The 12,525-nt window shown below is 74.7% G+C and carries 13 protein-coding genes; 6 read left to right on the top strand and 7 right to left on the bottom strand.

What is annotated here, in order from left to right; all coding sequences use genetic code 11:
• Positions 1 to 120: 120 nt before the first annotated feature.
• Positions 121 to 624, top strand: coding sequence for a hypothetical protein (locus tag ACFC1T_RS14120; RefSeq protein WP_375887867.1), 504 nt, complete (start codon positions 121 to 123; stop codon positions 622 to 624).
• On the opposite strand, the gene ACFC1T_RS14115 is transcribed toward ACFC1T_RS14120, so the two are convergent.
• Positions 609 to 1,568 carry a hypothetical protein gene (locus ACFC1T_RS14115; protein ID WP_375887865.1) on the bottom strand — a complete coding sequence of 320 codons (960 nt, stop codon included), beginning with the start codon at positions 1,566 to 1,568 and terminating at the stop codon, positions 609 to 611. The genes ACFC1T_RS14120 and ACFC1T_RS14115 overlap by 16 nt on opposite strands.
• Positions 1,569 to 1,644: 76 nt before the next feature.
• Between ACFC1T_RS14115 and ACFC1T_RS14110 the strand changes: the two genes are divergently transcribed.
• Positions 1,645 to 2,274 (top strand): TetR family transcriptional regulator, encoded by a 630-nt coding sequence (locus ACFC1T_RS14110; protein ID WP_375887863.1) that lies wholly within the window; start codon positions 1,645 to 1,647, stop codon positions 2,272 to 2,274.
• A 97-nt stretch (positions 2,275 to 2,371) separates the two neighbouring features.
• Here ACFC1T_RS14110 and ACFC1T_RS14105 read toward each other — a convergent pair whose 3' ends face one another.
• On the bottom strand, positions 2,372 to 3,862 hold the full coding sequence (locus tag ACFC1T_RS14105) for a choice-of-anchor A family protein (protein WP_375887860.1): 1,491 nt from the start codon (positions 3,860 to 3,862) through the stop codon (positions 2,372 to 2,374).
• A gap of 302 nt (positions 3,863 to 4,164) precedes the next feature.
• Between ACFC1T_RS14105 and ACFC1T_RS14100 the strand changes: the two genes are divergently transcribed.
• The 3 genes from ACFC1T_RS14100 (at position 4,165) to ACFC1T_RS14090 (ending at position 6,410) form a co-directional block, all read left to right on the top strand.
• Positions 4,165 to 4,872, top strand: coding sequence for a 4'-phosphopantetheinyl transferase family protein (locus ACFC1T_RS14100; RefSeq protein ID WP_375887859.1), 708 nt, complete (start codon positions 4,165 to 4,167; stop codon positions 4,870 to 4,872).
• A 131-nt stretch (positions 4,873 to 5,003) separates the two neighbouring features.
• Positions 5,004 to 5,486 (top strand): DUF2269 family protein, encoded by a 483-nt coding sequence (locus ACFC1T_RS14095; RefSeq protein WP_375887856.1) that lies wholly within the window; start codon positions 5,004 to 5,006, stop codon positions 5,484 to 5,486.
• A gap of 96 nt (positions 5,487 to 5,582) precedes the next feature.
• Entirely contained in the window at positions 5,583 to 6,410 is an 828-nt protein-coding gene (locus ACFC1T_RS14090) for a helix-turn-helix domain-containing protein (protein ID WP_375887854.1), read from the top strand.
• Positions 6,411 to 6,443: 33 nt separating this feature from the next.
• On the opposite strand, the gene ACFC1T_RS14085 is transcribed toward ACFC1T_RS14090, so the two are convergent.
• Complete coding sequence (locus tag ACFC1T_RS14085) at positions 6,444 to 6,926, bottom strand: hypothetical protein (RefSeq protein WP_375887852.1); 483 nt, start codon at positions 6,924 to 6,926, stop codon at positions 6,444 to 6,446.
• 156 nt (positions 6,927 to 7,082) lie between these two features.
• Positions 7,083 to 8,075, bottom strand: coding sequence for an Lrp/AsnC family transcriptional regulator (locus ACFC1T_RS14080; RefSeq protein ID WP_375887851.1), 993 nt, complete (start codon positions 8,073 to 8,075; stop codon positions 7,083 to 7,085).
• Between the two features lie 149 nt (positions 8,076 to 8,224).
• On the opposite strand from ACFC1T_RS14080, the gene ACFC1T_RS14075 reads away from it, so the two are divergent.
• A complete protein-coding gene (locus ACFC1T_RS14075; protein WP_375887848.1) occupies positions 8,225 to 9,049 on the top strand; it encodes an inositol monophosphatase family protein in 825 nt (274 codons plus the stop codon).
• A gap of 65 nt (positions 9,050 to 9,114) precedes the next feature.
• On the opposite strand, the gene ACFC1T_RS14070 is transcribed toward ACFC1T_RS14075, so the two are convergent.
• The 3 genes from ACFC1T_RS14070 to ACFC1T_RS14060 are packed head-to-tail and all read right to left on the bottom strand — an operon-like array spanning position 9,115 to position 12,363.
• Positions 9,115 to 10,044, bottom strand: a complete 930-nt coding sequence (locus ACFC1T_RS14070) for an amidohydrolase family protein (RefSeq protein WP_375887846.1) — start codon at positions 10,042 to 10,044, stop codon at positions 9,115 to 9,117.
• Entirely contained in the window at positions 10,041 to 11,675 is a 1,635-nt protein-coding gene (locus ACFC1T_RS14065) for an acyl-CoA dehydrogenase family protein (RefSeq protein ID WP_375887845.1), read from the bottom strand. Before ACFC1T_RS14065 ends, ACFC1T_RS14070 begins: the two co-directional genes overlap by 4 nt.
• Positions 11,659 to 12,363: a TetR/AcrR family transcriptional regulator gene (locus ACFC1T_RS14060; protein ID WP_375887843.1), complete on the bottom strand. Its 705-nt coding sequence runs from the start codon at positions 12,361 to 12,363 to the stop codon at positions 11,659 to 11,661. Before ACFC1T_RS14060 ends, ACFC1T_RS14065 begins: the two co-directional genes overlap by 17 nt.
• Positions 12,364 to 12,525: the final 162 nt, after the last annotated feature.

Here is a 12,525-nt window from a genome sequence, read left to right as displayed (position 1 = left end):
GGACCGGGAGCACGGCGCGCCCGGCGACGTGACGCAGCTCATGCCCGAGCGGGAGTTCGACCGCCATCGCACCAGGGAAACCTCGTCCTTGACGATCCGTCACACCCTGGGGAGGTTGGCGTGAACATCGAACTCGGCCCGCTCAAGCCGGATCCCTCCATGCTGGTCCTCGGCCTGGCCCAGCTCTTCCTGCTCATGTTCGCCCTCGGTGTCGTCCTGCTCCCCCGCATCGAACGGGTGCGAGCCCAGCGGTGGGACGCGACCGAGGGGCGCGCCGAACGGGCGGAGGCCGTCCGCGCCGAGGCCGAGGCGGTCCGGGACGCGGCGCTGCACGAGATCACCGAGGCCCGGCACGAGGCGGCCCGGATCCGCCAGGAGTACACCGAGCGCGGCACGGCGGCGATCGCGGCGGCCCGCGCCGAAGGCGTCCGCGACCGCGAACTGGTCCTCGCCACGGGCCGCGCCCGGATCGCCGCCGACCGGACGCAGGCCGCCGGTGTACTGCGGCAGGACGTCGGCGACCTGGCCGTCGTGCTGGCCGGCCGGGTGGTCGGCGAACCGGTGCACACCGTCGCCGCCCAACGCCGCACGGTGGAGCGGTTCTTCGCTCAGCCGATCGACTGACCGACCGTCAACTCGGCCACCAGCTGGCGGTAGACGCCGAAGGCCGGCTTGCGGGTCCAGTCGTCGCGAAGCAGTCCGAAGTGGTGGAACGGCCCCGGACCGGCGCTGTCGGCGTCCCGGAGGGAGAAGAACGAGTAGCTCCGGACGGCGAGTTCGCCCGCCAGCCCGGCCACCGCCCGGACCACCTGCTCCACCACCTCGGCCTGCCGGGCCTCGCTCCGCCCCGGACCGGTGGGCCAGCCGTTCTCGCAGATCCGCAACGGGACGGCCGGCCCGATCCCGGCCCGGGGCAGCGCGTCGTTCCGGAAGCCGGTGAGCACCGCCCGCACCGAGTCCGCGAGCCGCCCCTCCGGGACGGGGCGGAAGACGTCCGGGAAGAAGTCCAGGCCGACGTAGTCCAGGGCGCGGTGGAAGCGCTCGTCGGCGAGCCGGCCCAGCTCCGGCCAGAAGGTGTCGGCGGGATCGAAGCTCGGCACCGCGTTGAAGCCGACCGCCAGGTGGTCGTAACCGCAGGCCAGCGCCTCCTCCTTGGCCACGACGACACCCTCGACCAGCGCCCGGCGGACGTTCGGGACGCTGCCGTCGAGGACGGGCAGGTCCAGGTTGGGCTCCTCGCAGATCTGCAGGAGCGCGAGGCGGGGGCCTTCGGCCCGGACGGTCCGCCGGACGAAGTCCAGCCAGCCCGCCAACTCCCCGCTCTGTTCGCGGAACTGGAGCACGAGGTCGAGCTTCCGCCCCTCGGCGGCGTACCGCTCGGGCCGCTCCGGCGTGTGCGCGCCGTCCGGGTACAGGCGGTAGGCGCGCACGAGCAACTCGGCCGCCTCCCCCTGGAGTTCGCGCAGGGCGGCGGTGATCTCCGCGGGATCGTCGGGGCGGACGGGAGGGATCAGCCCTGCCTCGTCGCCGAGCAGTCCACCGGGGTAGATGCCGAAGGTGAAGGTCATGGCGACACCGTAGCCGATATTTTTGGTGTCACTGCAAGTTTTAAGTGACACCATGATTCGGCGCTACGATGCGGCCATGGGACTTCGCGAACTCAAGAAGCAGCAGACCCGGGAGCTCCTCTCCGACACCGCCATGGGCCTGTTCGCCGAGCACGGCTTCGACCGGGTCACCGTCGTCGAGGTGGCCCGGGCCGCCGGGGTCTCGCCCAACACGGTGTTCAACTACTTCCCGACCAAGGAGGACCTGTTCTTCGACCGGCAGGACGAGGTCGTCGGCCACCTCGCCGACGTGGTCCGCCGCCGGCCCGCCGGCAGCTCCGCCGTCGACGCCGTCCGGGCCGACCTGCTGGCGGGCCTCGCCGACGGGGAGCCGACGATCGGGCTCGACCCCCGGATGGCCGCGTTCTGGCGGATCGTCGCGGACAGCCCGGCCCTGCGGGCCCGGCTGCTGGAACTCGGCGAACGCTCCGAGGCCGCCCTGGCCGCCGCCCTGGCCGAGGAGTCGGACGCCGGACCGGCGGACCCGCTCCCCCGGGTGGTGGCCGGCGCCCTCGCCGGGGCCCACCGGGCGGCACTCGGCGAGGTGCGGCGGGCGATGGTCGCCGGGGAGCCGGCCGAGGAGGTGCGGGAACGGGTCGCGGCGGCGGCGGACCGGGCCTTCGGCCTGCTCGCCTCCGGACTCGCCGGATACCCGTCGGAGGGCTGAGCCGGAGCACTGGGTCGGGGCACCGAGTCGGGGCGCTGACACGACTCGGGCCGCCCGGCCACGAGGGCGGGCGGCCCGAGGGGCACTGGCCGGGGCGTCAGCTGTGGCGGCCCCGGCGACGGCGGGCGGCCAGCACGGCGAGACCACCCAGGCCGAGCAGGCCGACACCGGCCAGGCCGAAGACCACCGGCGCGTCACCCGCACCGGTCGAGGGCAACTCGCCGTGGCCACCGGGGTGGTGACCGCTCGGGTGGTGGCCGCTCGGGTGGTGGCTGGTCGGGGCCGGGCCCGCGCTCGACGTGGACGAGCTCGCCGACGCCGAGGTGGTGCTCGCGCTCGGGGAGGTCGGGGTCGGACGCGGCGAGGTCGGGCTCGGGGACGTCGGCGACGGGGACGTCGGGCTCGGCGAGGTGGGGCTGGGCGACGTCGGGGACGGCGAGGTGGGCGACGGGGAGGTGGGGGACGGCGACGTCGGGGAGGGCGAGGTCGGGGACGGCGAGGTCGGTGTCGGGCTCGGCGTCACCCGGCAGTCCGGCAGGTCCCCGTCGAACGGGTAGCTGTGGATCTCGTAGCCGCCCGTACCGGTGTGGATCAGGTTGCCCGCGAGGTACACCCGGCCGTTGATGCCCGGCTGGGCGAGGGTCGTGGTGCTGCCCGGGTTGCCCGCCATGACCGCGCCCTGGAACTGGGCGCTGCCGAGGATCTGCGCCGAGGTCGCGGTCGGGAAGTTGTACAGCAGCTTGGAGCGCAGGTCGGTGGTCTGGTCGCCGGCCAGGCCGGTGCCGGTGTAGGTGTTGATGACCGGGCTGTCCCCGAGCATGTTCACCACGACGGTGGCCCCGGCGGGGATGTTGGTGAAGACCAGGCCGATCTGGCCGCCGCTCGGCGAGGCCAGGTTCTGGGTGACGTTGAAGACCTGCTTCATGCTGACGCCGTCGCCGGTGAAGGTGGCCTGGCTGGAGGAGACGTCGACGGTGCCGGTAGCGGTGGCCCGCCCGACGCAGTCGGAGACCTGCTCGATCTGGGTCAGCACGTCCTGGTAGGGCGCGGCGGCGTTCGGGTCCTGGATCGACTGGCCGGTGGGGTCGATGCTGACGGTGCCGGTGACGCTGCCCGCGTGGCGCAGATTGCCGAAGGCGGGGCCGTGGGAGTCGCTGCCGCCGATCAGGATCGAGTTGCCGGTCCTGACGTCGACATTGCCGCCGCTGGTGACGAAGTCACTGCCGTTGGGCGGCACGACGCGCGAGCCGACGCCCACCACGCCCATGTTGTAGACGCCGCCGCCGTTCTTGTCGACGGTCAGGTTCCCCAGCGTGACGATCTTGCCTTCGGCCTCGGCCGCGCGGCCGTTGACGGTGTAGTCGCCGCCGGTGAAGACGTTGATCGTGGCGTCCCGCCCGGTGAAGTCGCCGTTGTTCGGCGGCGGCCAGGTGGCGGGGCAGTCGGGGCCGGAGCAGGCGCCCAGCGGCGGGGCGAGCGGGGCGGCCGAACCGACCGTCAGCACGGCGGCCATCGGCACGGCGGCGACGGCGGTCGCCACCGCGATCCGGACGGCCCGGCGACGGCCGGTGGCGGGTGTTCTTCTCACGGCGGTCGCTCGGTGATCCGGCGAACCGGTGGCCTGACCCATCGACAATTCCTCCGCGCAGAGAAAAGGGCAGGTCCGGACGACCTGCCAGATTCATTCATATCTCCTGACGATCCCATAGATCAGAGACATTCAACCCTAAAACGGAATATTCACACCCTGCAGACCCTCAGATCGGATCCGAGCACCCTGCGGACGACTCCTCGCTCCGCCCGACCCGCCCGCCGCCGGGACCGCGGTCCCGCCCGCTCCCCCAGGGTCCGGCTCCCCGCCCGGCGGCTGGGCGGACTAGGTTGGAGGGCATGACCACCGAGGCCCAGGAGCCGGACGCGCCGCTCGTCGCCGTCGCGTCCGCCGACGCCGTACTGCGGCACCCCGAGGCGGGCGAACACCTGCTCACCGAGATCGAGCGGGCCCGCGCCGCACGCTTCCGGCAGGAGTCCGGGCGGACCGACTTCGTCGCCGGGCACGTGCTGGTCCGGCTCTGCGCCGCCCGCCTGCTCGGCGTCCCGGTCGCCGGGCTGGTGCTCGCCCAGGAGTGCCCGGACTGCGGCCTCGCCGACCACGGCAAGCCCTACCTGCCCGACCACCCCGGGGTGGAGGTCAGCCTGTCGCACACCCGGGGCGTGGTCGCGGCGGGCGCGGGCCGGCGCCCGGTCGGCGTGGACGTCGAGCTGGCCGGCCGGGGCGGCTCGCTGCGCGCCGTGGCCCGCCGGGTGCTCGCCCCCGCCGAGCTGGCCCTGGTCGAGGCGGCCCCGGAGCCGGACCGGGCGTTCCTGCGGCAGTGGGTGCGCAAGGAGTCGCTGATCAAGATCGGGCGGGTCACCCTGGACACCCTCGGGCAGGTCGACCTCTCCGCCCTGCCGCTGGACGTCCCGCCCGGCGCCCCGCTGCACAGCCGCTTCGAGGACCTCCACCTGCTCGACTGGACCGACCCCGGGCAGGGCGCCGCCGTCGCGGCCGTCAGCACCGCCCCGCCGCGGATCGTGGAGCTGGTCCCGGCGGGCTGAGCGGGGCACCGGGCCGGGCACCCGAGCGCGGGGCCGGTGGATAAGCGGTGTTAGCGTGCCTGGTCGTGGGCACGCCGAGCGCGCACGCCCGCCGTCCCCCCGCTGCCCACCGGATCAAAGGGTGCCCCGCCATGGCCAAGTTCCTGCTGAGCCTGCACGTCCTCGCGTCGGTCCTGTTCATAGGCCCGGTCGCGGTGGCCGTCAGCATGTTCCCGCGCCGGGCGAAGGCCGCCCTGGCCGGCGGCCCGGACCAGGCCTCGGACGCGGGCGTGCTGCGCGTCCTGCACCGGATCACCCAGGTCTACGCGCTGCTCGGCGTCGCGGTGCCGCTGCTGGGCATCGGCGTGGCCCAGGTGATGGACGTGCTCGGCCAGTCCTGGCTGATCGCCTCCATGGTGCTCACCGCGGTCGCCGCGCTCTCCCTGCTGCTCTTCGTGCTGCCCGGCCAGCAGGCCGCCGTGGACGCGCTCGGCCTCGACCCGGCGGACGAGCAGCGCACCAAGGCCGTCAGCGGCCTGCGGCTGCTGCCGATGACCGCCGGGGTGTTCAACCTGCTGTGGGCGGTGGTCGTGGTGCTGATGGTGATCCGCCCCGGCTCGACCACCGGCGCCTGAACCTCCGGCACCCGATCTCACGACACCCGCACCCACGGCACCCGCACCCACGGCCCCCTCCCGCGGACGGGGTCGGTTCGAGTACCGTCCTTGCCCATGACGATCATGGCGGGCATGGGCGGCCCGACAGGGACCGGCGTCGGACCGCTGCTGCGCGGCTGGCGGGAGCGGCGGCAGCTCAGCCAACTCCAGCTGGCCCTGCGGGCGAACTCCTCGGCCCGACACCTCAGCTTCGTCGAGAACGGCCGCGCCCGGCCGAGCCGGGAGCTGCTGCTGCGCCTGGCCGAACAGCTGGACGTCCCGGTGCGCGAGCGCAACTCCCTGCTGCTGGCGGCGGGTTACGCCCCGCACTACCCCGAGACACCGCTGGACGCCCCGTCCATGGACGCGCTGCGCGGCGGCGTCGAACGGCTGCTCGCCGCGCACGACCCGTACCCGGCCGTGGTCGTCGACGGCACCTTCCGGGTGCTGGCGGCCAACCGCTCGCTCACCCTGCTGCTGGACGGCGTCGCCCCCGAGCTGCTCCGGCCGCCGTTCAACGCCGTCCGGGTCGCCCTGCACCCGGACGGGCTGGCACGGCACATCGTCAACTTCCGGCAGTGGCGGCGGCACCTGCTCTCCCGGCTGGAGGAGCGGCTGGAGCCGGGGATCCACGCGGAACCGCTGCGGCAGCTGTACCAGGAGGTCCTCGGCTACCCCGAACCGGAGGAGGAGCCGACCCCGGAAGCCGCCGAGGAGCGGAACCCCTTCGCGCTGCCGCTGCGGGTCCGGCACGACGGCCGGGTGCTCTCCTTCCTGTCGACCGTCACCACCTTCAACACACCACTGGACGTGACCGTCTCCGAACTCGCCCTGGAGACCTTCCTGCCCGCCGACCGGGAGACCGTGCAGCACCTGCAGTCCGTGGTCGGCCCGGACCGGTAGCCCTGCGCCGGAGCGGTGCCCGGTGGGTCGGCCCTACCACCGGGCACCGCTCCGGCGCAGGGCCGCGAGCTGGAGCACCACGAACAGCGCCACGGCGACGGCCTGCACCGGGACCCAGACCGTGCCGGCCGCGGTCGGCGCGAACCGGACGGCGAGCGCGACCAGGCTGAGCAGCACCCACCCGGCGTTGATCCCCGCCACCGCCAGCACCGCGGGCCGCGGCGGGCGGCGGGCGGCCAGCGCGCCGAGCACCAGGCCGTGGCAGGTCAGGAGCAGCCCGAGGACCAGCAGGGTGGGACGACCGACCCCGAGCAGGCCGCCGAGCGGACCGGCGAAGGCCAGATAGGCCAGGCCGTTGCCCGCGGTGACCACCGCGTCCAGGGCGAGGACCCCGCGGACCGTCCACGGCGAGAACACCGCAGCGGGCCGGGCGGGGGTGACGGGGGTGACGGGGGTGACGGGGGTGACGGGGGTGACGGGGGTGACGGGGGTGACGGGGTGTGCGTTCGCACGCATGCGGATCGTCTCCTGACCGGGGTGGTGTCCCGGTGGCGCCGACCGCCCACCCGGGTACCTCCACCCTGCCGGGCCGGACGGCGCCCGTCGATTACCCCGCGGGTCACGTACCCGGCCGCCGCACGGGCGAGGCGCCCGGCCCGGCCCACCCGGAGCTCACCGTGCGCGCGACGGCCGGTCCAGCAGCACCCCGGCCCGCTTCACCGCGCGGGCGGTGATCGTGGTCTCCGCGCGGGTGACCCCCAGCGGGCCCAGGGTGTCGGTGAGGAACCGGTAGAGGCCGCCGTGGTCCGGGCAGAACAGCGTGGCCAGCAGGTTGGTCGGGCCGCTGGTGGCGAAGACGCCGTGCACCTGCGGGTGGCGGGCCAGCTCGGCGCCGACCTCGGCGAGCCGGCCCGGCGGCACGTCCAGCCAGAGGTTGGCGTCCACGGCCATGCCGAGCAGCCGGGGGTCCACGGTGGCGTGGGTGCGCAGCAGGCCGAGCCCGTCCAGCCGGTGCAGTCGGCGCCGTACGGTCGACTCGGGCGCGCCGACCGCCCCGGCCAGCACCGCGTGGGACTGCCGGGCGTCCTGCCCCAGCCGGTCCAGCAGGGCGCGGTCGAGGTCGTCCAGCGGCGGGGGCACGGCGGGGCGCGGGGCGAGCGGCCGGGCGAGCGCGGCGGCCTCCCCGTCGGTCAGCCCGCCGGCCCGCCACTGCCCGGCGTCCGCGAAGGCGTGCAGGACGGCGTGGGTGGTGGTCTCGACGACGGCACCGGTCGCGGGCAGCTGCCCGTACAACAGCCGGTCCCGGCCGTGGGCGTCGCCCAGCATCACGGCGCCGACCTCGTGGCCGCCCAGCATCACGTCGACGAAGGGCACGTCCGAGCGGTCGGCCAGCGCCCGGGCGAGGGCGTCCACCCGGCCGCGCAGCACCCGGACCCGCAGCAGCAGCGCGCCCACCGCGGCGTCCTCGACATCGGGCAGCCGCACCACCCGGAGCACTCCGGCCTCGCGCATCCGGCCCAGCCGACGGGTGACCGTCCGGGCGGAGACGCCCAGCACCTCGGCGATCCGGCCGGGCTCGGCCCGTCCGTCCACCTGGAGCGCGCAGACCAGGCGGCGGTCCAGGGTGTCCAGCACGGTGTCCGGATCCGTCGTTTCGAGGTCCATGGTGTCCGGTCTCCGTCGCTCTTGGCTGCTCGTCCGTCCTGTTCGGCAGTCTTGACGGTACTCCTTGTCCTGCCCGGCCGGAACGCGGCCGGAACGCACCGGAACGCACCGGACCGGGGCGGAGCAGCACGGAGCCGAGGAGGCAGGACATGGACGGGCAGGGACAGGTCGCGGAGCTGTGGGCGCTGACGGAGGCCGTGGAGGCGGCGGTGCGCGAGGTCGGCGCGGGGCTGGCGGCGGCCCGGCCGGTCGAGCCGACCCCGGGGCGGACGGTCGAGGAGGCGATGGCCCGGTTCGCCGAACTGGACGGCCCGGCCGCCGCCGAACTGCACCAGCGGCTCACCGCGCTGCGCCCGCAGGCCGGGTGGGTGCCGGAGGAACTGGACGGCTCGGTGCCCGTCGAGGGCGAGTGGTGGGTCTGTGACGCGACCGACGGCGCGGTGCAGTACCTGCTCGGGCAGCCGCACTGGGCGGTGACGGCCACGCTGGTGCGCGACGGCGCGGCGGTGCTGGCCGTGGTGCACGCCCCGGAGCTGTTCGGCGCGGGCCGGACCTACCGGGCGGTGCTGGGCGGCGGCGCCCAGTTGGACGGGCGGCCGATCGCGCCGCTGGAGCGCGAGCTGGCGGCCACCGTCGCCGCCACCAGCCAGCCGCCGCTGGTGGCCGCCGACCCGGTGGCGCTGCGCCGGGCCGGCGAGTCGCTGTCCGCGATGGCGGGCGCGGTGCTCGCGGTGCGCAACCTCGGCCCGACCGCGCTCCAGGTGGCGCAGGTCGGCTCCGGGCACCTGGCGCTGTTCTGGCAGTACGGGCAGGACGCGGGCAACCTGCTGCCGGGCGCCCTGGTGGCGAGCGAGGCGGGCGCGACGGTGACGGACACCGCCGGGTCGGCCTGGACGGCCGGCTCGGACGGCTTCCTCACCGCCGCGCCCGGACTGCACGCGGACGCGGCGGGGGTGCTGCGCGCGGTCGGGTGAGGCCTCGGGTGGGACTTGGGTGAAGCCTCGGGCAAGGCCTCACGGGTGAAGCCTCGGGCGAGGCCTCAGGTGAGACCGAACAGCGTGGCCGCGTTGTCGTGGCAGACCGCCCGCAGCCACTCCTCCCCCAGCCCCAGTCCGGCCAGCGCCTCCAGCTGGTGGACGTACCGGTACGGGATGTTGGGGAAGTCGCTGCCGAGCAGGACGCGCTCCCGGAGCCCGCGCAGGCGCGGCAGTTCGTCGCGCGGGAAGGGCACGTCGGCCTCGGCGAAGTCGGTGAACGCGATGGTGGTGTCCAGCCGGACGGCCGGGTGGCGCTCGGCGAGGTCGAGGAAGTCGCGGTACTCGGGCATGCCCAGGTGGGCGACCACCAGGACCAGGCCCGGGTGCCGGTCCAGCACCGCGCCGATCGGGCCGGGACCGGTGAACTTGCCCGGCACCGGCCCGGATCCGCAGTGGGTGACCACCGGGGTGCCGGTCTCGGCGAGCAGCCCCCAGACCTCGTCCAGCCGGTCGTCCGTCGGGTCGTAGCCGCCGACCTGGAGGTGCGCCTTGAACACCCGGGCGCCGTCCTCGATCGCGCGGGCCACGTAACCGGCCGCCCCGGGTTCGGGGAAGAAAGTCGCGGTGTGCAGGCACTCCGGGGTGCGGGCGGCGAACTCGGCGGCCCAGGCGTTCAACCAGCCGGCCATACCCGGCTTGTGCGGGTACAGCATGGACGTGAACGCCCGGACGCCGAAGTCCCGCAGCCGCCGGACCCGCTGCTCCTCGGCCTCGCGGTAGGTGATCGGCCAGGGGCGGTTCACCAGCGGACCGGCCGCGTCGAAGTACGCCCAGACCTTGTCGAGGACGTTCTTCGGCATGAAGTGGGTGTGCACGTCGATCAGCCCGGGCAGGCCCAAGCCCTGCCAGAACTCCCGTACGCCTGCGGACTCCTGGTCGTTCGCGGGGTCGTGCTCCTGATCGTTCGCGAGATCGTGCTCCCGATCGTTCACGCGGGCACCGGGCGGGCGCGGTCGATGATCGCGGCGGTGTCGACGCCGGACGGCAGGGTGCCGAAGGCGGCACCGTGGTCGCCGCCGAGCCGGCTCGCGCAGAAGGCGTCGGCCACCGCCGGGCTGCCGTACCGGACCAGCAGCGAACCCTGGAAGGCCAGCGCCATCGACTCCACCAGCCGCCGGGTGCGGTACTCCAGGTCGGTCGGGTCGCTGAACTGCTTGCGCAGTCCGGCGACGGCCGCGTCCAGCCGGCGGTCCGCCCCGGCCGCCGCGTCGAGCTCGCCCATGAAGGCCTCGATCGTCTCCGGCCGCTTGGCCATGGCGCGCAGGGCGTCCAGGGCGGCGACGTTGCCGGAGCCCTCCCAGATCGACACCAGCGGTGCCTCGCGGTAGAGCCGGGGCATCCCGGACTCCTCGACGTAGCCGTTGCCGCCCAGGCACTCCAGCGCCTCGGCGGAGTGCGCCGGACCACGCTTGCAGACCCAGTACTTGGCCACCGCCAGGCCCAGGCGCCGCACCAGCGCCTCGTTCCCGTCCCCGGCGAGGGTGAGGTCCGTCGCGTGGGCCAGCCGCATCGCGACGGCCGTGGCCGCCTCGGACTCCACCACCAGGTCGGCCAGCACGTTGCGCATCAGCGGCTGGTCGACCAGCGCCTTGCCGAACGCCCGCCGGTGCAGGGCGTGGTGGACCGCCCGGGTGGCGCCGTAGCGCATCCCGGAGGCGGCGCCGATCGTGCAGTCCAGGCGGGTCATGTTGACCATCTCGATGATGGTCGGCACGCCCCGGCCCTCCTCGCCGACCAGCAGGCCCACCGCGCCGTCGTACTCCAGCTCGGCGGAGGCGTTGGACTTGTTGCCGAGCTTGTCCTTGAGCCGCATCAGGTGCAGCCGGTTGCGGCTGCCGTCCGGGAGGACGCGCGGCAGCACGAAGCAGCTGAGCCCGCCGGGGGCCTGGGCGAGGGTCAGGAAGAGGTCGGACATCGGCGCCGAGGTGAACCACTTGTGCCCGGTGAGCCGGTAGCTGCCGTCGGACTGCGGGACGGCGGTGGTGGTGTTGGTGCGGACGTCCGAGCCGCCCTGCTTCTCCGTCATCGACATGCCGGCGATCAGCCCGCGCTTGGTGCGTGGCTCGCGCAGCCCGTAGTCGTACTCGGTGGCGGCCAGCAGCGGCTCCAACTCGGCGGCCAGGGCCGGGTTCTGGCGCAGGGCCGGGACGGCGGCGTAGGTCATCGAGATCGGGCAGGTGTGACCGGCCTCGACCTGGCTCCAGACGAAGAACTTGGCGGCGCGGGCGGAGTGGGCGCCGGGCCGGTCGTCCCGCCAGGGCGCGGCGTGCAGGCCGTAGGACACTGCGGTGCGCATCAGCTCGTGCCAGTACGGGTGGAACTCGACCTCGTCGATCCGGTGGCCGAAGCGGTCGTGGGTGCGCAGCACCGGCGGGTTCTCGTTGGCCAGCCGGCCCCAGTCGGCGGCCTGCTCGGAGCCCGCCAGGCGGCCGAGCTCGCGCAGCTCGGGCTCGGCCCAGCCGGCGCCGGCCCGGTGCAGGGCGGCGAGCAGGGTCGGATCGGCGGCGGTGTCGTGTCCGTACGGCAGGGGCACCTGGTTGGTGACCTCATGCGTCGCTGTCATCGCGTCCTCCCAGGGCACGCAGGGTGAAGGAGACCAGGGCGGGGACCACCTCGGCGGTGGCCCGCTGGGGGTCGGAGTGGGGCCGGGGGTCGGAGGGCTGAGGGTAGGAGGGCTGAGGACCGGGGAGCCGGGCGTCGGGGGGCTGGGGGCCCGAGGGCTGGGCCGCGAGCGGGCCGGCCAGGGCCTCGCCGACCGCGCCGACCAGGGCGGCGGCGGTCAGCACCGGGTCCTGCTCGGGGAGTTCGCCGGCCGCCACGGCAGCGGCGATCTCGGTGGCGATCACGTCCCGGAACGCCCGCCGGAACACCAGACGCTCGCCGTCCACCACCGTGTCGGCGGGCTCGACCAGCAGCGCGTACGCCAGCCGGGGGGCCCGCAGGGCACGGGTGGCGAAGGTCTCGACCACGGCGGCGATCCGCTGCCGCGGGGTGTCCCGCAGCGCGACGGCGGCGTTCACCGCGGCCATCTCGCGGGTGACCACCCGGCGGAACAACTGCACCGACAGCTCGGCCTTGTTGGCGAAGTGCTGGTAGAGGCTGCCGGTCGCGATCCCGGCGCGGTCCGCCACCGCGGCCATGGTGCAGCCGCCGTAACCGCGCTCGGCGAGCAGGCCGACCGCCGACTGCAGCACCGCCTCGCGCTGGGCGTCCAGGCGGGCTTGGACGGCGGGGGTGCGTCGGTAGGCCATGGAAGTATTGAAGCACCGATTCACTGCTTCGGGGAGGGGGAGGGAGAGTCGAGACGGCGGCAGCAGCGGGACCTGCGGGAACGACGGCGGGAACGACGGCGGGAACGACGGGAGGCCGCCCCGGGCGGGGCGGCCTCCTGGTTCTGCTCCTGGGCTACGCAG

Origin of the sequence: Kitasatospora sp. NPDC056076 (genome assembly GCF_042266305.1) — a bacterium.
In the GTDB taxonomy this organism is placed as follows: Bacteria; Actinomycetota; Actinomycetes; order Streptomycetales; family Streptomycetaceae; genus Kitasatospora.
This window is presented reverse-complemented; position numbering and strand designations above follow the sequence as displayed.

Excerpts from the sequence above, each read along its gene's own strand:
- ACFC1T_RS14115 (WP_375887865.1), bottom strand. The coding sequence starts at position 1,568 with ATGACCTTCACCTTCGGCATCTACCCCGGTGGACTGCTCGGCGACGAG.
- ACFC1T_RS14110 (WP_375887863.1), top strand. The coding sequence starts at position 1,645 with ATGGGACTTCGCGAACTCAAGAAGCAGCAGACCCGGGAGCTCCTCTCC.
- ACFC1T_RS14100 (WP_375887859.1), top strand. The coding sequence starts at position 4,165 with ATGACCACCGAGGCCCAGGAGCCGGACGCGCCGCTCGTCGCCGTCGCG.
- ACFC1T_RS14095 (WP_375887856.1), top strand. The coding sequence starts at position 5,004 with ATGGCCAAGTTCCTGCTGAGCCTGCACGTCCTCGCGTCGGTCCTGTTC.
- ACFC1T_RS14090 (WP_375887854.1), top strand. The coding sequence starts at position 5,583 with ATGACGATCATGGCGGGCATGGGCGGCCCGACAGGGACCGGCGTCGGA.
- ACFC1T_RS14085 (WP_375887852.1), bottom strand. The coding sequence starts at position 6,926 with ATGCGTGCGAACGCACACCCCGTCACCCCCGTCACCCCCGTCACCCCC.
- ACFC1T_RS14080 (WP_375887851.1), bottom strand. The coding sequence starts at position 8,075 with ATGGACCTCGAAACGACGGATCCGGACACCGTGCTGGACACCCTGGAC.
- ACFC1T_RS14075 (WP_375887848.1), top strand. The coding sequence starts at position 8,225 with ATGGACGGGCAGGGACAGGTCGCGGAGCTGTGGGCGCTGACGGAGGCC.
- ACFC1T_RS14065 (WP_375887845.1), bottom strand. The coding sequence starts at position 11,675 with ATGACAGCGACGCATGAGGTCACCAACCAGGTGCCCCTGCCGTACGGA.
- ACFC1T_RS14060 (WP_375887843.1), bottom strand. The coding sequence starts at position 12,363 with ATGGCCTACCGACGCACCCCCGCCGTCCAAGCCCGCCTGGACGCCCAG.